We start from the raw sequence: 20,654 nt of genomic DNA on the forward strand, positions 1-20,654 counted from the left end.
AACAAAACTATCCATTCCCAGTTTTCTTGCATAAGCTGCATAACTGCTATCATCATTGGTATACTTTGCATGACCATAGTCGTACCCAAACTCTTTGGAAGCTCCTTCAGCAGGCGAAAGCTTGATTACTTTGGTTGTGGAACAAGCAACAAGAATGATAAGTACAAATAGGCAAACAAATAGTTTTAATTGCATGGTTTTAGTTTTATTGAATTCAATTGCAAATAGTAGAAAGCTATTTTGTTATAAACTGTTTTTTCCAAATATCCAATTATTCATGTCCTCAAATCGCAAAGTTCAGCATCAATTTCTTGCCATAATCGCCCCATCTGTTGGCAAGTTTGTTGATAGCCTCCATCATGGTCTTATAAGTAACTTTCTTCCCTTTGGTTGCGGGCACTACATTGCTCATGTTCACACCACTTACTTCTACCTTGGTTGCAAACCATGTTGTATGCAGTCGGGGAATGCCCATTCCTAGTATCATTCCCGGTAATCCGTGAATGCTCTCCGGCCCTCCTGAAATTAAAATGTTATCTGTATAAAAGGCAAATACGCCTATACTATCATTGAGTATACCTACAGCCTTCCTACATTCAAATCCTGCAATCTCTCTTATATCGGTTGTTATTTTCCATTTGATTTTGGCAAGACTGTCCTCTACAAGAAAAGTCTCCTCGTACACAGGCTTCTGTGCCACAACCCGATCACTTTTATAATCTGAATAAACAACATTCTTATCAGCAATAGGACTATACCACGAACGTGAACTCACAGGCACTTCCCTGCCTGGTTTGAAAATAGATTTTGTAGTATCACCTACAAAATCGAAATAGCTTAATGCTGTTGCAGGAAGATTGGCTTTAATTCTTTCATAGTATTCTGGTTCTAACTCTTTATACATCTGTTGCACATAAACAGTCTTTTCAAATTCCACTTTTATGGTATTATAGAAAAGGGTTTGTGCCTGTAACAAGGAATGTACAAGGAAGATAGCTATAAAGAAGAAAATTGATCTTTTCATAAATGTTGTTGTTTTAGTGAATTGCTGAATGGACTATGCATATTTCATGTCCTGTTATTTCCCTGTTGGCATTTTATTGAACGACCATTCAAACTTCAATAGGAAATAACGGCTCACTCTCTGGTAGCGTTCATCGGTAACAAAGTTGCTGTTGATTCTTTGGCTGTATCCTTTGTTCTGATTAAGGATGTCGTTGGCAACAATGATGATCTTACCACTTTTATCCTTTAATACCTTTTTGGATACAGACTCATTCCATTGAATGATATTGGTATTGCGGTCAAAAGCGTCGATCTTCTGGCGGAGGTCAACATTGACATCACTGTTGATCTCTATTTTGCCAGGAAGTATTACATAGCCATAGAAAGTGCTGCCGTAGGAGAAAAAGTTGTTGTCTACCTTGCGCATGGAGGATCTGGAAGTATTGTAACGTACATTGGGGCGGATGTTGAAATTGAGCTTCTCTTTTACATCGTAACCAAGGCCATAAGAGGCATAAAAACTAGAATAGTTATTGATGCCCTTTTCATTGTTGATGAAATTGATATTGCGTCCGCCGTAGGCGCTTAAATTTATGATATGACGCAGTTTCTTTTCTCCCTGGCCAATACTCCAATAACCATAGATGCCCCAGTTATTGTTACCATTTACATTGATGGGTGTGTAAGTCCTTTTACCTGATGCATCAATGACACTGGCGTTGGAAATATCGTTTTGCGTAAATCCATAATTGACATCAAAGTAAAAGTTTTGGCCAGTCAATATTTTATAGCTTGAATAACCGCCACTGATCATGTGATTAAAGCCTACTTTGAGGTTGGGGTTACCAACAAAGACATTGGTTTGGTCATTGTTGTCACGGATGGGTTGCAGCTGGTTCATACTGGGCTGGCGGGTATAACCTCTATAGTTGGCATAAATCCTTTTCTGCTGTTTTAACTGGTAGCTATAGTTTGCCTGGGGTGTAATATTCAGGAAGCTATAAGTAGTCTTTTTGTTTTTATACTGGTCGTCGAGGTTTATCTGGAGGGCAGACAATCCAGTTCCAAATGCGAATCTTGTCTTTTTGCCAGTGTACTTTAATACACCCATCGTGCTATGGGAAGATACATCGAGGTCGAAGTTATTACTGTATAAAGAGTCGAGTATCTCGTACTTGCTATTGCCGCCATCATTGAAGGAGGCACGGTTGGATGCTGAATTGTTGTTGTTGTAACCATAATTTACCACTAGGTTCAATTTAGGAGTGAGCGGCTCACTAAAAGTGATCCTGGTTCCAATGGTATTTGAACTGCCTGTAAACCTCTTTTGCTGGTCAGTAATACTGTCGGCCAGGAAATTGCCTGCGGCATCGTATTTTTTGAATGTTGAATACAATGTGCCGTTATTGTCGTCTTCTACCAATCCAAAACGCAAAGTCATCAGTAATTGCCTGTCTTTCTTTTTGAACATTTGCTTGTAAGTAAGCTGGTTGTCCATTTGTTTACTTTCGGTCTCGCTCTCTGTTGTCTGGTCGTTTTCATTCAGGAATAAACGCTTCTCGTTCTGGGTAAAGCTTTTGGTATTGTTGTGGCTCTGAGTAGTTTTGTAGATGCCAGTTGTAGTGAACTTAAAAGTAGCCAGGGAATCCAGTTTCCACTCGTATTTGCCATTGATCGCGTGCTGCTGGTTGAGGCCATTGGTTTTTATTCGTTGGTCGCTATACAATAGCCCACTGGATAGAATGGTTTGCGTAAGCGTGGAAGACTCGTTATTTGTTGACAAGCGGTTGTACCGGTAAGAACCGTTAACGCCATATTTGTCCTCTTTCCATTTGTTGCTGAATAAGGCTCCTGCTGAATAGGAGTCTGGCAAGCCACGGAGACTATAGTCGTTGAAGCCGTCACTAACTCCATAGCTGATGTAGTAGCCGCCTACTTCGTCATATTCCTGATCATTCTCTATGCCTAGCTTTTCCCGGTCCTCCCAGTTCAGGCTTCCTGTACTAACGGTACTCTTGGTTCCATATACAGAAACCTTCTTTTTACCTACGAAACGGTTGTACAAAGCCTTGCCATCATGGTATTTTTGAAAGTCGCTTCCGGCATTAATCTTACCGAAGGCCCCCTTCTTGCTGTTCTCTTTCAGCTTGATGTTTACCGTCTTGCTTTGGCTGTTACCTCCCAACCCCGTAAGGTTTTGCTGATCCGTCTTTGTATCAAACACCTGCACCTTATCCACAGCTCTTGCCGCAATATTTTGAGTAGCCATCGTAGGATCATCACCAAAGAATTCTTCCCCATCTACCAGCACCTTTTGCACCCGCTGACCATGAGCCGTGATCTGCCCTTTACTGTCTACCTGGAAGCCGGGGAACTCTTTGAGAAGATCTTCCACCGTAGCCCCTTCCTTTACATGAAAGCTATCAGCTGTAAATTCCGTTGTATCTCCCTTGATGCGGATAGCACGTCCACTTTGTATCACCACTTCTTTTAAAAGCGTAGCTTTTTGGGTAAGCGCAATAGAGCCTATATCCACCACCTGCTCCTGCACATTCACCACCTCAACATAATCGGCGAACTTGGGGAAAGTGACCATAACAATGTACTGGCCTTTTGCAATATGAGGTAGGATAAAGCTGCCATCTTTACCACTTCTGGTAAAGTTCGATAAAGTAGAATCTTTTTTATGAAGCAAGGAAATAACAGCATTGGACAAAGGCGCTTTTCCCAGGGTATCCACTACCTTGCCTCTCAATTGGGATTCCTGTTGTGCAGATGCAAAGTCGAAAAGAATAACAAGGGCAAAGAAAAGGAGTAGCTTTTTCTTATCAAAAAGAAACTTTAGCTTTTGAATCATATATGCTTTTTACTGGTGTGAGTTTTAATTTGTAGTTAAGGCCGCAAGAGTTAATGGCCTTTTGGTAAGTGAATTCCGTGGTTTAGCGATGATACTTCCACGTGCATCCTGTGCGAATGTGTAAGGGGGTGCACCCACGATAAATAATGTAGTTAGTTTGGTTTTATTCAAGTATGTATGGAGCATTGAAAAAATTAGGTTATTCTCAAAGCGTTATCAAATCTTCTAAAATGTCGTTCCTGCCTTAAAAACCTAAAAGTCAACCTTGAACTAACAACAAACCACATCAATTTTGACAATTATTGATGCTTTTTTTGCAATTGAAGGCGAGTATATATAATTAAACTAGCAACGATCACGCTTACTCGTTTTAACAATTAGTTCATACACGCTTCAATACATTTATAGCATTAAAAAATAAGAATGAGTATTTATAAATTCCTATTTGTATTTTCTACAGCATCATTATTAACCTGCACTTCATTTAGTCAAAGTAATTATTACATTGAAGTTGATTTTGAAGGGGCAAAAAACAGTGATACCGTTTACTTGTCTTCTAACAAGAATATGAATAGGGATTCAGCCTTTATTAAAAATAAAAAAGCCCGGTTTTCTTTAGCTAAAATGGAGGATGAATGGGATAATTATTCTATTGCTTACAAAGGCCAGGAAAGAGAATTTTACATGTTACTATTTCACAATGCCCAATCAAACATAAAGCTTACTGTAGATAAAGAGTTCCGCCAATGGACTATTTCGGGCGATTCAAATGCCGCCGAGCAAAACGAATTTTACCAGGGATTGTTTACTTTAGGAGGCGAGCGCCAGTTGCTTGAAAAACAATTATCCGAGACTACAGACTCCATCCATGCACAAGCTTTAAAAAATGAAGTCAACTCTTTTGAGAAGCGTTTTAAAGACTATTATGTAAACTGGGTTTTGCAACATAACAAATCCCCATTTAGTGTTCTTGTCATTGGTACAATGATAGACCAATCTTATATTACGAGATCATTGGATACTGTTGCTGCTAATTGTTTTGACAAACTACTACCCCAGGCAAAAATGAATAATTATACAGCGCGTTTGATGCAAAGTGCATTTGCATCTTACAGTGAAAAATATTCTATAGTGCCTGTAAATGCAAAAGCGCCTACGTTCCTGGTAAAGGATACTATAGGAAATGATATAAAGCTGGAACAGTTTAAGGGCAAATGGTTGTTGATAGACTTTTGGGCAAGCTGGTGCGGACCATGCCGGCAAAACAACCCGCTATTAAAAGAATTTTTTGAAAAATATCATAACAAAGGATTAGAAGTGCTCAGTATTTCTATGGATACAAATAGTGAACAATGGAAGAAAGCCATTATAAAGGATAAAATGACCTGGCATCAAGGTTCTGATTTACTGGGTCAGAAATCAAGCCTGGGACAAAGCTATCAGATCAGGGCTGTTCCCCATTATTTTCTGGTTTCTCCTGAAGGAATCATTGTTACAAAAAGTGTTGGTGGTGATATTCATGCAGTAGAAGAAACATTGAAACAAATTCTTCAGTAGCTCTCAATACAACAGTTTTGTACAATCAACGTTCCATATTCATGGAACGTTGATTGTAGTCATTGGTAAATACATTTTATTATTCCCCAAGTTAAAAATCACTTTCCCGAAATGACGCAATACACTATTGCCAATGAGTGTCTGCGTAAAAGAAACTGTAGATTCGACTTCTACAGAAGACAAAATATTCTTTAATACAACTCCATTGATCTTTACTGAATCAACAATGATATTGGCAACCTTGCTTTTAGAGAACATTGTATGCGACTCCTTAATTTGCCTGGTGTCAACTGCTAGTTTGTCTTTGTTCTTGCGATAAAATTTAAACCCGAATAAAAATCCATTGAGACCACTACCCAGGTCCAAATACAAATCTTCCTGTATTTTATTACCCTTTAGAAATAAATCAGCACTAAATTTATAAAAATACCCAGCAGGCTTCATCTGAATAGCTTTATATCCTTCAGGAACAATATAGCCTGAACTGTCAAGGATATTTAGCGTTTTGTTGTTGTAGTCAACCTCTAAAACATATTTGGTCAGAAATCCCTTTCCAAGGATACCATCCGGCATTTTATGAACAGGTGCATTGTACACAGGTTGCAATTCTGTATTTACTGTGTCGCTAAAATGATTGATGAATATACTTGCTGGAGATTTTGCAATTCTCTTCATTTCAATCCAAAAAGGTTTGGTGCTATCAATAACAGACTTAGCTGTTGCATAATGTTTGAAAAGAATCAACTCTGTTTCCGGGATCGTTCCATTATCTAATAAAAGAAACGCTGGTTTGTTAAAAACAGAGGCCTTTACAACAATCCAATTAGCAGAAAGTGTGTCTGCAAATGGTATCAGGTTATTTTCTTCTTTGCTAGTGGATCCAACTTCTTCTGGTTTGGCTTCAGGGTTGGTCTGACACGAAAATAGGATGATAAGGAAAGCGAATATTAAATAGTTTTTTTTCATCTTTTCCTGTTGTTTAATAATTTGAAAACCATACATCAGTAGATATCAAAGAACATAATTTATCTTTTGTACTATTAAGCCTAAGAATTTACTTTTCATGTGCATAGTAATATTATACTACTGACGAAAATTCAAATCTCTGGAACTTTTATACCCATAAATTTTAAAACTTCGTCAATACTTACATCTTCTTTAACAATCCTCCTCGAAGCATCTAATAAAATATTCATCGGCACTCCTTGATAGTTGAGGGTTTTAAAAATTGTATTCCTCCATGCATTTTCTATCCTAAAACATTGCCAAGGATATGCTTCCTTTTTAAGAAGGGTTTTAAAAGCCTCATTATCAGAATCAATAGATATACCAACCACTGCCAACTTTGTTGTATCTATATTTTCAAACATCCTTTTAAATCGGCTCTCTTGTATTCTACAAGGACGACACCAGGACGCGCCAAAAAAGATTAAGGTATTTTTTTTTGAGTGTGCTAATAGACTTTCAATTTTGCATTTTCCGGATGTAGGGGTTATCAATTCCACATTGCGAAAATTGTTAAAATCAAACCCAAGATTCCGATCATAGACATATTTATTCAAGAGAGCCTTTGTCTGTTTCCCAACTGAACTTTCTCTAATGTTTTGAGGAAACTTTTCAAAAAGTGCAAGTTTTTCCGAAGTATGTAAACCAGGATGCATGCCTAAAAGTATCATGCCATCAGTTGATTTAGTCCAGAAATATGCATGCTTAAATTGCAAATAATTAGCCGCTTTATCAAATTCCCTTTTAATATAAACCATGGTGTCTGAATCATTAAATTCTAATGCTGTCCCATTGAAAGTTTTCGTATAAAGGAAAGTATTTTTTAGTGATAGAATATAGGTAGACAAGTCTTGAATATTCTTAAAATTCTTTGCTGTATCAGGAAACATACTTTTATACTTTTCTATTAAAGTATCTTGGTGTAGTATTGATGCTTTAGTAATTGATTTATCCAACACATTTCCTGAAGTTACTTTTAAGGAGTTATGCTCTTTACAAGCTACAAACAGATAGAATAAACATAGACAAGCAATGCTTAGTTGAGTTTTCATAATTTTTTGTTGATACTTTTAATTATAAAATTGTTTTCATGAAAACAATTTTTCTTTACCACCTAATATTCAATGGCTATTTGGAAAGGTCTACCAGTTGCTTCTTAAGCATTTCAAATTCGCTTGGTCTATAAGCATTCTTATAAACAATTTGCCCATCTTTTAGTACTATATAATAAGGAATCGTGATGGCACCTCCTGCAAATCCGAATTCTGCATCTAAATATTTTCTCAATTTTTCCCCAGCAAGGACATGATAGCCCCCTAAACCCTTTTTCTCAATTATTTCATTCCATTTAGGTGCAGCAGATTGCTCGTCAATAGATATATATAAACGCTTTCCGCCTATCATTGCCAGTAAGCTGTCAACCTGGTAATTAAGCTCCATTTCTGCCAGGCAGGGTCTACACCATGTAGCCCATATATCTACATAAACAATCCCATTTTTTAGTTGTGGAAATTCATTCACTTTAAGGTTATGTAACGCTCCGGCGTTATTAAGATAGAAAATATTATTTCCAAATGACTTTAATTTTCCTGTCGATTGCCCAGCATTATTTTTACTTTGCTCTTCTTTTGATGAACCAAGAATTTTCCTTATTGCAATGGAGTATTCACTATTAGGATACTTTAAATAATAATATTCCACTGCATCTCTCATCGTGTCTTTGGATTCGCCAACACTATGAAAACTTAATATCTTATTGCCTAAGAAATATTCCTCATTCTTAACACCGTAATAACGGAACAAATAATCTTTAAAGAAAAAATCCCTTCCTTTATATTTAATGGTTGAATCGTGTATGAAATTATACATATCATTACTACCTGCCTTCTTCATTTGAAAAAATGATAAAAGGGTTCCCCGAGTAATATCCCCTAACATACATTGAGAAATAATAGAGTCTTCCATCATAGTTGCTTGTATCAACGATTCAGAAACTTTAAGTCTGACAGAGTCTGGTACTATTATGCTCTTTACTGATTGATTGTTAAGCTTTCTGAGCGTTTCCCCGACAAGAAGCGATTGAATAGTTTTAGTTACAATTTTATAATATAAACTCGAAATATTTTTTCTAATCAATAGCGAATCAAAGGGGGCTGTTTGCCGCTTGATTTCCTCTAAAATTGAGGTCGTCATATTGACTGAAGTTGCATTGCCGGTTAATATTTTTCTCAAATCATTAAACTTGTTTCCAGGGAAAAAATCATACCGATAAAATCTATTGTGACCTTCGCTGTTACTTCCAGAAAACTGGCAGGGAATGTAACGATAGTGGTCTTGATTCTCAATGTCAAATTCAATGTGTATACTATCTCCTGGCACCACCGGTAGATAGATGAAGTTCTTAAAAAAATTCAGGTAAATGAAAACAGGTTTTTGACAAGAAATCTTTGTATAAAACTTTCCGCCATTTACACTCACTGTATCCGAAGGCTTATAATTAAACCGGTTAAAATTATCACCTATTGGTGTCCCCATAACAAAATAATCATTGCTATAATTTTTAATGTACCCGGTTAGAATTATTTCATTTGCTTTTATGCAAGTAACAAACAACAAAATGAAACTTGTTAAAACTAATTTTCTATTCATCATAAACGGCATATGAATTTTATCAATAAAAAAGGGGTAATCCTATTACAACTCATGATTTTTTACCTTTCAACCGTTGAATAGTTATATTCTCCAAAAGTGGAGAAACCTCCTTAATAACAAACTGGTGCTTTCTTAATTGCACAGTGTCTCCAACAAAATGAGTACGCATTTCTCCTTTAGTTTTTTGAAAAGCAGTAGTGTCCTTAGCATCTGCAAACTTTATCTTGACAAGTTGTGGGTCAAAATAAAGGGATGGAAGCAATGCATTTCTTGCAGCCACCTTGTATTTTTTACCCTTAAACTTAAAATCTCCTGTCACATAATCAATGGAGATAATCCCCAGGCTAAGTCTTCTTGCACTGTCCTCATCAAACTTAAAAAGAGTTGGCTCTAAAATAAGATTGAGTGAGAATGGGCGAACCTCCCCATTGTAATATGACTTTAAATTATCGATTCTAACATGAGGATATTTAACCAGTCTTTTTGTGCCAATAACCATATAGTTTTCCTGCGGCTCGTTAACTACAAATACAAAATCATCTGTAAAAGATTTGTTGTTATTCTGGTCTGCCACCACAACATAAGTGCCGTCGGCTTTCTTTCCATACAGGAATAGGATTTCTGTATCAAAGTTTTTAATAGGGATATCCTGTGGTGTACCAGAAACATACCGAACAAGGTGTTCATTATGATCTCCAGCATATATGGCGATTCTTGATGCTGGGACACGATATGAAGTAGGGTAATGGTTAAAACGGGCAAAAACAAAACTATCCATACCCAGTTTTCTTGCATAAGCTGCATAACTGCTATCATCATTGGTATACTTTGCATGACCATAGCCGTACCCAAACTCTTTGGAAGCTCCATTTGCAGGCGAAAGCTTGATTACTTTGGTTGAAGAACAGGCAACAAGAATGATAAGTACAAATAGGCAAAAAAATAGTTTTAATTGCATGGATTGGAGTTTAGTGAAGTACAATTCCATATTTTATACTTAAGGTTAGTTTTTCGTTAGCCTCATATCCCTGTATTTAATTCTTTTAATACATCTTGACAAACCGCTTCAATATTTTCCTTTTTTATACTCGCATCATAGAATTGTTTGATTCTACCATCTTTCCCAATGAGAATACTTAATGGATATCCCGAGCCTTGATTTAGTCTTAAGCATTCCCGCTCTGGTATTGAGTAGGACTTAAATTTCAATTGATATTTCTTTCTTGTTTCGCTGATCATTTCCGGAGAATCAAACGTAAAAGACAAAAACAGGAAGCTTTTATTGGATTTGAATTGTTCAAACAATGTGTTCAACTCGTCAAATTCCTCAAGGCAAGGCTTGCAGCCAGAAAACCAAAAGTTTATAAATACAACTTTCTGCTCTAAATCTTTATTTGATATCTTTTTGCCACCAGTACTTATAGAGAACTGGTTAAAGGGCTTTCCTATTGCCTCTCTTTTCCTTTGTTCCCTTTTATTATTTAGATCCTGCATAAACGAATCAAGTCTGGCTTTTCTGTCAGCACTGTCAACCTCTAATCTTTGACTACTTGATTTAAAAGACATGAATAACAGGGCGAAAACAAAGAAGTATTTATAACGCATCTTGGTAGTTTTTGAGAAGTCTTCCTTATAGACGTTACTTCCTCGCGTATTTTGTGCTAATGTGTAAACTGTTGCACCCACAATAAATAAAGCAGTTAGTCTGGTTTTATTCAAGTAAATATGGATCATCGAAAAAATTAAGTTATCGTCAAAGCGTGATCAAATCTTCTAAAATGTCTTTCCAGCCTTCTAAAATTTAAATATCAACCTTAAACCTGCAACAAACCACCACAATTTTGACAATTATTGATGCTTTTTTTGCTTGTTTAACATACATGCATATCCGAAATATAACATTGCCATATGGAACTCTCTAGAAATGAATAGCTAGAAAAAACATCGAATGTAACTGTAATCTTCCCTTTATTAACTACCAGTTAGGAATCGAGTTTTCTAGTTGTTTAAGTTCCTACGGAATTAAAGTAGGAGGCGGTTGCTGCGTTAGCAGGCCGCCGTCCTCTCACACCACCGTATGTACTTGCGTGTACGGCGGTTTCGTTAGAGTTTAAAACGTTTCACCTGTTCGTAATAGTCCGTTAGGCTCTGGAAGCCCAGTCTGGCGAACCACTCCTTGTTCATGGCCATGTTGCTGGCAGGAGAGTTACTAAGCCGCCACCAGCCTTTGCCCGACAATGCAAGTTTCCATGCCAATGTCTTTTCGATTCCCTCTTTACAGAGAAAGCGAACGATCCCAATGGGCCGCTTGCATTGTTTCAGCCGAAAACAGCGCAGCCTGCGCCGAAGCCAGCCCCCTATCTTTTCCAACTTCTTCTGCATCCGTGCTCCCCGATAGTAGATAAGCCAGCCTCTTGTTACCTCCCGTAGTTCCTTAACCATCTGCGCTATGCTGACGCCCCGCCTGCGGGAAGTCATCTTCTTTAGCTTTGCTTTGAGCCTTTCTTCGCTGCCTTCACCTAAACCCAGGGTACCATCCAATAGTATCCGATGACCCAAAAAGGTTAGTTCGTAGCTGCGGCATACACGGCTCTTACTGCGGTTTACCTTTAGCTTTAGCTTTTCTTCTATCCACTCTGCAATGCGCTCCATGATCCGGCCGGCCTGCCACTCGGATGTTGCAAATATTTTTACATCATCTGCATAGCGTACATAGTGATAGCCTCTGCGTTCCAACTCTTTGTCCAATTCATCCAGCACTATGTTGGATAGTAAAGGACTCAGCGGGCCGCCTTGTGGCGTACCTTCCATACGCTGGTGTAACAGCCCGCCTTCCAGCATGCCGCATTTCAGCATCTTATGTATCAATTGCAACAACAGCCCATCTCCTATGCGGGTGCTTAACAGCCACATCAGCCGATGGTGGTTTACACGGTCGAAGAACTTCTCTAAGTCAAGGTCTACTACCCAGTTCCTTCCGCTTTTTACGTATTCCCCAGCTTTCAGCAGTGTATCATGGGCACTTCTTCGGGGACGAAACCCGTAGCTGGCTTCGGAAAATACCCTTTCATAGCGGGGACTGATTATCTGATGGATGGCTTGCTGCACCATACGGTCTATCAGGGTGGGTATGCCCAAAAGGCGTTCCCCACCCTGTGGTTTTGGTATGCTCACGCATCGTACTGGTTGCGGCTGATAGGTGCCGGATAAGAGTTGCTCTTGCAGCCACATCATATTACTGCGGCCCCATTTGCGCAACCCTTTCATGTCCATACCATCTACACCACCGCTCCCGCCGTTGCGCATTACCATACGGTAAGCCTTTTGCAGGTTGGGCAGGGAGGCAATTTGCTCCATTATCCCTAGCGTCAGGGTGCGTTCTCTTTCACAGGCAGAAACCCATGCGGGACTTACTGCTCCGTGTTTGAGACGGTGTACGGCCGCCTCGCTCACTTCACAGCCGTCTTCGCTGCATTCTCCAACAAGGTTTATCTGCAACTGACGTTCTTTTATGTCCTTTTTGCGTTTACGCATTTGGCGTTTTACTACCTGAAAAAAAATAATTCCCTGTTCTAACGATTTGTCCCTTCCCTCCACTATGTTTCCATAGCTTCTATGGTACTATGGACGCTGCTGACTTCTGTTTTCCCTTTCTTCTCTTTGGCCCTCGCGCGTGCCGCCGTCTCCGACAGGAATAACAGATCTCCTACGGTAAGCTCATAGTCCTGTGGTGATAAACTGCACAATTTACTACAGCTGTTTACGTCCAACTATGGGGCTTCGCAGTCCAATGCCCGCTCGCCCACAGCATAAGCCTTGTATTGTGTTTCTGTTCGTCAGTTCATCACTTTGCCGCCGGCTTCCTTCAGATTCCGCCTCACGACGGACACCCTTGCCCTTGGCTAACGATTCCCGTTGGCTGGTTCGTTTGAGACTTGCACTCTAAAGAACTATAGCATGCGTAGCGCACATAAAAAAGCCCGCCAGGAATAGCGGGCTACAACCATAACTAACTGTTAATTAGAAAGCTTGGAAATACTAAAAGACTCCCAAAGATTCAATAAAGTCGAATACCTAAAACTGATCTTTGTCAGACCGCACACACGAACCCTCCACCCACTTGTGTAACCGTAAAACGCTCATCCATTGCGGCTTCCTCTCCCATCCACCCAACGAATAATAGAAACATGATTAAAATCACCTCAATTCCGCCAATTACTCAAATTACTCAAATTACTCAAATTACTCAAATCTGCATTTCGAACACCTTTTGATATTGTCCCCATTCATCATTGCTCAATATCCTGCTCTTGCAAAACTCATAAATATACCGGTCAGCCGTCCTGTCGGGAATACCCATGCGATATGCGATCGTACGATAATCCTTCCTGCTAAACACCTCCGGCAAACGCTTGAAAAATCCTTCCTTCCGGTTACTGCGCTTGGGCAACGGCTCTTCCTCTGGCAATTCAGAATACACCTTGGCAGCATGCTTCACCAACACCCGCACCATATGAATAGCCTACTGAATAACTTTAAAAAAGAACTTTTGTCCTATTTGAAAGAATAGTATTGTGGATATTCTAACCACAATATCCCCTCTTACAATTGACTTGGCACTAGCTCACCGAATTTAATACCCCTTTCTGCCCTCAGTATTTCTATAATGATTGAATCTGAAAACCAACAGCTTATATAAAATAGATGTTCATTCCAACACTTACAATGGCGTTATATCACTATTAATTTTTGTGCATCTGCCAGTATCGGCACAAAGGAGTTAAGTTCTGTGCTTTTTTCCACCTAACATAATTGGCTATTGCTAAAGCTTGGCTTCAGCACTATCTTTAAGATACCAACCATTATTCAACAGTTCAGTAATACCTTCTGTTCGATGATGCAATACCCAAAAACAACAAAGAGCTCCTTTCTTCTGGTAATAATCCTGATCGCACAGTTTTCTTGCACAGTACTAAAAGACGACAATGCTACTGTGATCAAATTGAAGCCCAATAAATCAAAAAGATCTCAATTTAATTCAAGCCAACTAATTACTCTAAAAATTGACAAGCCCCAACAATTTGACTCTTTAAGTAAAAGATTAGCTTTAGACAGTTTTGTAATATCAACTTTCGCTCACTTCCCTGAGCAGTATTATTACCAACAAAAAAGGGCAGAAAGGATTTCTGATTTTTTATTCTCTGGGGCTAGTGAATATTATGGTATTGACACGACTTTGCTTTCATATGATCCCGAACTCGATGCAGAAACTATATTCATTGTTGGAAAAAGAAATGAAGATTGCATTGTCATTCCTGATTATAACAATAACAATGTACTTTCTGATGACAAACCTATCATTATTAAAAAATGGTTTTCTAAAAACGACACGAAAAATTCTAAGTCGTATCCTGAGATCAGAATTAATAATCTAAATGGCTTTTATGATGGCAAGCATTTTACTTTTTCACAGCAATTCAGAATAAGGCCATTAATAAGAGATACCATCTTATTATCTGGTCAGTATAAAATCCTGGAACTTAGTTTAAGCTTGGATTTTAATGAATTTTATTCAGGTAAATTTAAAGCCAATGGACATTTTTATAAAGTTGGACTAAGGAATTTTAATGCCAGTGCCCTATTTAATGATAAAACAACTTTCATTGGTATAGCCAAATATGGTAAAAAATATGAGTATGAAAAATCTCATGACTTGACTACACTTAAAAAAATTGGAGATACCATTAAGATAAAAAAGGACTTTTTTGAGTTATCCAGGGTGCTTACAGTGGAGCAAGGATTGTTATTGCGAAAATTACCCCTTGATAAGCAAATTTATTCAGATAATATATGGGGAGATTTTTCGTTTACTGATTTGCTAACCTCTGATACTGTTCATACAAAGAGCTTGTTGTCAAATGCCAAATACTTGTTTATTGATTTTTGGGGCAGCTGGTGTAAACCTTGTATTGCTGGCTTGCCTGACTTAATTGAATTCAAGAAGGAACTGTCAGGTAAAGGCGTAGCCTTTGTTGGGATTGCTTATGACAAGGAGGAAAATGTGGACATGCTTAAAGATATCATTACTACATATAAAATTGAGTGGCCCCAAAGCTTTATCCCAATGAATTCCAGTTACTCGCTTATTAAAAAATATAATGTACAATACTTCCCTTCCTTTTTGTTGATCGATAGTGAAAACAAAATCATATACAGAGCAAAAGGAATGGAAGGTTTAGAAAGAATCAAGCAGGTAATTGAAACAATGAAGTTTTAATTAAGTGGAATATGTTTTAGAATCAGTAGCCAAATTGAAACTTTAAAACATGGCAATATCAATCATTAAAAGCGGTTCCTATTTCTTCATCCAAAAATATCAGTTAATTCTATGGATTTAAGATGGCTGCTACTCATCGGTATGTTTTCATGTCATGCTTCCGTAAAACAGGAAAAGCCAGCTACTACTGCTCAAAAAGTTTATCCGGAACAGGTAACCATTGAAGTGAATTTAGCTCCACTGAATAGGGTCTTATTTAATTATACCGACAATCAGAACCAACAGCAAGGCTTAGAGTTTAAAAATCCCTCTAAACATGATACCATAGTTACCAAGAACATTGCACTTAATCGACCCACACATTTTACCAGAGGTGTTATTACCGGTGGACATAATAACAAGTTTACCGTCCACATAGACAATTATTTGGTCTTGCCTGGTGACACCTTAAAATTGCAAAGCGCAGATGAAAAGCTCTTTCAGCGGTATTATTCCGGAGGCACGGTGCAATTGGACAACATTTTTTTGATTCCTACAGGCTTTGAAGCAGCAACAAAGAAAACCAGGAAAGAAGATGTTTTAAAAAGCATAGATGATTCATCTGCCAAATCATTAGCATTCATCGAAACCAGTTACCAGCAAAAAAAGATAAAGAAAGAGTACTACGATGTACTGAAACAGTTTGCACAACTTAACAGGTATAACAATATTTCCAAATATGCAAGTGCTTACCTTTCTGCAGGGGATTACAGCCAACTACTTGGACAATTGGAAGGAATGAATTCCGTTGGCTCTAAACAATTAAATAATATTCTTGACCTGGTTATTCAACATCAAAAAAGCTCTATAGGGAATGGGAACCGGTGGAGTGCGTTTTCATCTCTTCCTGATTCCCTGAAAACAAAGCAGATGATAAAGCAGTATGCCCTTCACCAGTTAAAAAGTGATGGAAGCATTAAAAGTAAAACAATGCTGGAAGCCCAATTGAATTTATTAGCGAAGGCGGGCTTTGCAGATCCTATGTTCACTAACTATTATGAGGAATATGTGCACCTGGAAAACTTAAAGAGCGTCACAAGTGCTGGTATGGTCAATACCAAGGGTGATACAGTTGATTTTCGTTCCCTGCTCCAATCTCTAAAGGGAAAATATGTTTTTGTAGATATATGGGCCAGCTGGTGCATGCCTTGCAGGCAGCAAATACCGTTTCTCCAAAAGACGAAAGAAAGCCTTAAGCACCAAAATATTGCTTTTGTCTCCCTAAGCATAGACATTGAAACATTACACAATGAATGGCTAAAGGCCAGCCATAGTGAGGAACTGGATAAGGAAGCGTATAACTTCCGCTTAATTGGTGGCTACCGGAATAAGTTTATCCAGGTTAATAAAATCAGCACAGCTCCAAGATATTTACTGTATGGGCCACAGGGTGAAATTGTAAACAATGATTTCATCACTCCTGATAAAAACAACTTTAAAACAGAACTTTTGTCCTATTTGAAAGAATAGTATTGTGAAAATGTAAGCTTCCCTTTATTAACTACCAGTTAGGAATCGAGTTTTCTAGTTGTTTAAGTTCCTACGGAATAAAAAAGCCCGCCAGGAATAGCGGGCTGCAACCAAAACTAATTATTTTGCGAAGAGCATTTTAGTACAAAGTCTCCCAAAGGTTCAATACCCGCACCCCACACCATATGAGAAAAATCATAAAAATTTACTCAATTACGCCAATTACTCAATTTACTCAAATCTGCATTTCGAACACCTTTTGATATTGTCCCCATTCATCATTGCTCAATATCCTACTCTTGCAAAACTCATAAATATACCGGTCAGCCGTCCTGTCGGGAATACCCATGCGATATGCGATCGTACGAAAATCCTTCCTGCTAAACACCTCCGGCAAACGCTTGAAAAATCCTTCCTTCCGGTTACTGCGCTTGGGCAACGGCTCTTCCTCTGGCAATTCAGAATACACCTTGGCAGCATGCTTCACCAACACCCTCACCATACTCAACGCCATTTGAAAATCCCTGTCCTCGCACACCAACTGCTTAGGGATCACACCATGCTCCATCAACCGCAACGCCGAAAAGATCATACTCACCCTGAAAGCAATCAGCCCCAGCCTGCGCACCGTAGCCAGGTAATCAATACCTTTCAGACTTACATAAGCATCCTGCACAATAGTAAAAAACCCGTTAAACTGCCCCTGCTGCTCCGGCGTAAGCACAAACTGCACCTCCTCATGTTCCTGCAATTGCTTGTACAACCCAAAAAACTCCCCGCCAAGCCGTTTGAAATAGGCATCCAGGCTTTCTTCTTCCGCAGAATAGGCAAATACATCCTTCCACACCGGCTGTATATTCATGTAATAAAAAATAAAGCGGCTGAACAACCCGTTCTCTGCATTCGGTATCAGTGCCGACACCTGCTTTGGCGTACCTGAAAGAATAGTGGAAATACAAGGACTTTCAATGTCTACATACTCCCTGTCCGTTCTTCTGTAATAGGAAATAGTCTCATGGTGAAAGGCCTTCCGGAAACCATCACTGTAATTACCATAATCACTCTTAAACGCCTGGGCCAGCGTATCGCCTTCCGTTTCAAAGATGATACCCCTTCCTTCATTTTCATGCAACAGCTGGAACACACCAGTGGTACTGTTATTGGCAGGAATAAACAACATCTTTTCAGGAGGTCGGTTCGGCTTCTCTCCTCCTTCACTGTTCTTTAACTGGTTATATTCTGCAAGCAGCAACTCATGCTCTTTCTTCAACAGCTTTGCCTGGTCCCTAAGGTGGTAATGAATAGGTAGTACCAGTTGCTTGCAATGCACCAGCCTGCCTTTACCTGCAGAGGCCTTGGCCGTCAAAAACAGGTACATGTTAGGATATACCTTCTTCCCATCATAAATACCATAAAACGTAGGCAGACAAGCACTCAGTGCCACCAGCGAACCCAGCAGCAACAAATCCCTCTCTTCATTACTGGCAGCATACGCCACCACCTGTTTCAAAAACTCAGGCAGATCTGCGTATACACTTGCCGGTATGTTGGGCATACACTCTTCTTCTGGATCCTGCCCCCCTGCCGTTCTCTCATCCACCGTTTGTCTATTCCTGCCATTGGCAACATTTTGCTTCCCACCCTGTCCACTCATCCTTCCTGCCACTTTCCGCTCGTCCTCAATTGGCCGCTGCTCCTTCACCTCCTCTCCGTCAACCTCCCTCTGATGCACCTCTTTCATTTCATCTCCAAGCTGATCTTCACCTGCCACTTCCTCCTGCCGCCCGATTCCTCCAATATCAATGCCCGACTCCTTCGCATAATAGAAAAAGCTTTTCAACGTAATCCCGTTACCCTTTCCCTTCAGGCAACTACTATACTGCCAGTCACTCTCTGCTTTTGTATAACCAGGGTAAAAACAACTCACCCTATGAAAATAACTCCGCCCCTCCTCGCCAAAAGCGCTGGCCAGGGCAAAGCCTATATTCCGCCATTGTGCATACCGGGCAGTAATATCTACCTTCTTTTCTTCTATGTTCTTAATTACACTTTCCACATCATCAGTAGCCTCACTAACAACACCACTTACATCACTACTATTACTATCTACATTACTACCATTACCATCTCCACCACGTTCCGGAACTTGCTTTTGTTCAACCTGGTTGATCCATTCATTCGGATCAAAAACCTTTTTTTCCATGATAAAGTCTTTTGAATTAACTGATTAAATTGATAGAAATACCTCCCCTACAATACCACTAGATACCTCCAGGGTCTGCAGCGCTGACGCTCTCCGCCTCAGGCGGAGCTGGGGGTGTGTATGGGGGTTATGTGTATTTAGGATGTATGTATACATGCGGATCACACGGCAGGAAACACGCCCTCGCCACATCCTTGCCCGAAGCATCCATCTTCTGCCCGTAAGTATGTAATAAATAGTTACTGATGCCAACAGCATACTGCTGGTGAGTGGCCTTGGTAATGTCTATAGGGATCACCCATTTCAACCCATGCCCCGAAGGAGAAACAAAAAGCAGTTCTGTCTCAAAATAAGGATCTGCAAGCAGTCTTTGCTTCAATCCCTCAACATCCTCCAGGTGATCAAAGTCCACGGCAAACAAACCAGAATGCTGCACTAGGGCACTATTCTCCCTCTTCACGAACGTGCCCGAAAAAGTAACGTAATCAAACTGCTTCGCCTTGTAAGCCCTGGCCTCCTTTTCATCCTGTATCATCCGCAATGCATTTGTGCATTTTTGATACGATATCCCCTTGATCTTCTCATACACCTCCACCAGGCTCACACCGCCCGACGGAACCGTATTCCGTACTGGCTTTTTGAAAAAACTAAACTCCGGTACCTGGATTTCGCCACTTTTACCCTCCTGAGTAAATTGAGTAATTTGAGTAATTTTTTTTACCTCATTTCGCCCAACCTGTTGCGCACTGTCGCAATTACCAAACCCACGCCCAATGCGCAATCCAAGCTCCTCGTTCAGTTTTGTCAGTAATTCCGCTCCTTCAAGTTGGTAATGCAACTGAGCAAAGTCATATGCATCCCCCTTACAATCTGCCACCTCCGTATCATGATGCCTGGCTTCACCATCCACAATACCCACATGCAGCGTCTGCTTATCCCCGTTAAAAGGATTCTTCGCAGGCAGGCAATGCCGCCCCCTCAACACCAGCACCACCTCATCCTTATAATACTGCCGCAACACATGCGCATAGATCTTCACTCCATAATGCGTCTTCCCGCTGATAGCTTCCCTATTCAGTTCCATCTGCGCCAACACTTCCTGCACACCCTTCTCATTGCCCCTACTCATTCCCGTTACCTCTTGCTTCTTATGATCCCCCTTCGGCTTTTGGTATAAGATCTTCCTCATTGCTTGTCCCTCCTCTTTTTACTCATGTAAACGTTCGCCTCTTCCTCCGAAGCAATCCGGTTACTCAATAGCCATCCGTCCAGTTCCGAACGCCGGAAGAAAACCACCTTGCCATTAGGCTTGTAATAGGGGATCTTGTTAAACGAAGTAAGCTTGTACATATACGACTGCGTAAATCCACAGTATGCACAACCTTCAGAAAAAGTAAATACCTCTTTCTGAAAATAGCCACGGCTCTTGATCAGCCGTTCCAGGTCATCAAAACGTTTTAATAAAACGTCCATTTTTTTAAATTTAAAAGTGAAAAAAATGGACTTGGGCCCTAAGTCCTATTCGTTTCCGGATAACTACTCCTTCTCTACCGCCACCTGGCTCACCGCCGATGCCACAGAACCAGCCA

16 protein-coding genes are annotated in these 20,654 nt (G+C 39.7%); 3 read left to right on the plus strand and 13 right to left on the minus strand.

The genetic code is table 11. From position 1 onward, the window contains the following. The 3 genes from OCK74_RS22665 to OCK74_RS22675 all read right to left on the minus strand — a co-directional run. On the minus strand, positions 1-195 hold a 195-nt coding region (locus tag OCK74_RS22665; RefSeq protein ID WP_279299380.1), incomplete at its 3' end, for a hypothetical protein. Positions 196-283: 88 nt separating this feature from the next. Beyond that, complete coding sequence (locus OCK74_RS22670) at positions 284-1,024, minus strand: GLPGLI family protein (RefSeq protein WP_279299381.1); 741 nt, start codon at positions 1,022-1,024, stop codon at positions 284-286. Positions 1,025-1,078: 54 nt separating this feature from the next. Next, positions 1,079-3,862 (minus strand): TonB-dependent receptor, encoded by a 2,784-nt coding sequence (locus tag OCK74_RS22675; RefSeq protein ID WP_279299382.1) that lies wholly within the window; start codon positions 3,860-3,862, stop codon positions 1,079-1,081. 423 nt (positions 3,863-4,285) lie between these two features. Here OCK74_RS22675 and OCK74_RS22680 point away from each other — a divergent pair, with 423 nt between their 5' ends. Further along, entirely contained in the window at positions 4,286-5,419 is a 1,134-nt protein-coding gene (locus OCK74_RS22680; RefSeq protein ID WP_279299383.1) for a redoxin domain-containing protein, read from the plus strand. A 39-nt stretch (positions 5,420-5,458) separates the two neighbouring features. Here OCK74_RS22680 and OCK74_RS22685 read toward each other — a convergent pair whose 3' ends face one another. From OCK74_RS22685 to OCK74_RS22715, 7 genes are all read right to left on the minus strand, one after another. Further along, complete coding sequence (locus tag OCK74_RS22685) at positions 5,459-6,385, minus strand: hypothetical protein (RefSeq protein WP_279299384.1); 927 nt, start codon at positions 6,383-6,385, stop codon at positions 5,459-5,461. A 131-nt stretch (positions 6,386-6,516) separates the two neighbouring features. Further along, positions 6,517-7,476 carry a thioredoxin family protein gene (locus tag OCK74_RS22690; RefSeq protein ID WP_279299385.1) on the minus strand — a complete coding sequence of 320 codons (960 nt, stop codon included), beginning with the start codon at positions 7,474-7,476 and terminating at the stop codon, positions 6,517-6,519. Positions 7,477-7,552: 76 nt separating this feature from the next. Next, on the minus strand, positions 7,553-9,076 hold the full coding sequence (locus OCK74_RS22695) for a TlpA family protein disulfide reductase (protein ID WP_279299386.1): 1,524 nt from the start codon (positions 9,074-9,076) through the stop codon (positions 7,553-7,555). Between the two features lie 49 nt (positions 9,077-9,125). Continuing rightward, positions 9,126-10,034: a hypothetical protein gene (locus OCK74_RS22700; RefSeq protein WP_279299387.1), complete on the minus strand. Its 909-nt coding sequence runs from the start codon at positions 10,032-10,034 to the stop codon at positions 9,126-9,128. 62 nt (positions 10,035-10,096) lie between these two features. Beyond that, on the minus strand, positions 10,097-10,762 hold the full coding sequence (locus tag OCK74_RS22705; RefSeq protein WP_279299388.1) for a TlpA family protein disulfide reductase: 666 nt from the start codon (positions 10,760-10,762) through the stop codon (positions 10,097-10,099). A 417-nt stretch (positions 10,763-11,179) separates the two neighbouring features. Then, positions 11,180-12,610: a group II intron reverse transcriptase/maturase gene (gene ltrA, locus OCK74_RS22710; RefSeq protein ID WP_279299389.1), complete on the minus strand. Its 1,431-nt coding sequence runs from the start codon at positions 12,608-12,610 to the stop codon at positions 11,180-11,182. 712 nt (positions 12,611-13,322) lie between these two features. After that, the gene (locus OCK74_RS22715; protein ID WP_279299390.1) at positions 13,323-13,589 is read right to left on the minus strand and encodes a hypothetical protein; all 267 of its coding nucleotides are present in this window, start codon (positions 13,587-13,589) and stop codon (positions 13,323-13,325) included. A 489-nt stretch (positions 13,590-14,078) separates the two neighbouring features. Between OCK74_RS22715 and OCK74_RS22720 the strand changes: the two genes are divergently transcribed. Beyond that, on the plus strand, positions 14,079-15,353 hold the full coding sequence (locus OCK74_RS22720; protein WP_279299391.1) for a TlpA family protein disulfide reductase: 1,275 nt from the start codon (positions 14,079-14,081) through the stop codon (positions 15,351-15,353). Between the two features lie 111 nt (positions 15,354-15,464). Beyond that, positions 15,465-16,862 (plus strand): TlpA family protein disulfide reductase, encoded by a 1,398-nt coding sequence (locus OCK74_RS22725; protein ID WP_279299392.1) that lies wholly within the window; start codon positions 15,465-15,467, stop codon positions 16,860-16,862. 235 nt (positions 16,863-17,097) lie between these two features. Here OCK74_RS22725 and OCK74_RS22730 read toward each other — a convergent pair whose 3' ends face one another. The 3 genes from OCK74_RS22730 to OCK74_RS22740 all read right to left on the minus strand — a co-directional run bounded on the left by OCK74_RS22730 (position 17,098) and on the right by OCK74_RS22740 (position 20,538). Next, entirely contained in the window at positions 17,098-19,065 is a 1,968-nt protein-coding gene (locus tag OCK74_RS22730; protein ID WP_279299393.1) for a DUF3987 domain-containing protein, read from the minus strand. Between the two features lie 127 nt (positions 19,066-19,192). Next, entirely contained in the window at positions 19,193-20,254 is a 1,062-nt protein-coding gene (locus OCK74_RS22735; protein ID WP_279299394.1) for a BT4734/BF3469 family protein, read from the minus strand. Next, entirely contained in the window at positions 20,251-20,538 is a 288-nt protein-coding gene (locus OCK74_RS22740) for a helix-turn-helix transcriptional regulator (protein WP_279299395.1), read from the minus strand. Before OCK74_RS22740 ends, OCK74_RS22735 begins: the two co-directional genes overlap by 4 nt. Between the last annotated feature and the right edge of the window lie 116 nt (positions 20,539-20,654).

The sequence above is a fragment of the Paraflavisolibacter caeni genome, from assembly GCF_025628885.1.
Classification (GTDB): Bacteria; Bacteroidota; Bacteroidia; order Chitinophagales; family Chitinophagaceae; genus Flavisolibacter; species Flavisolibacter caeni.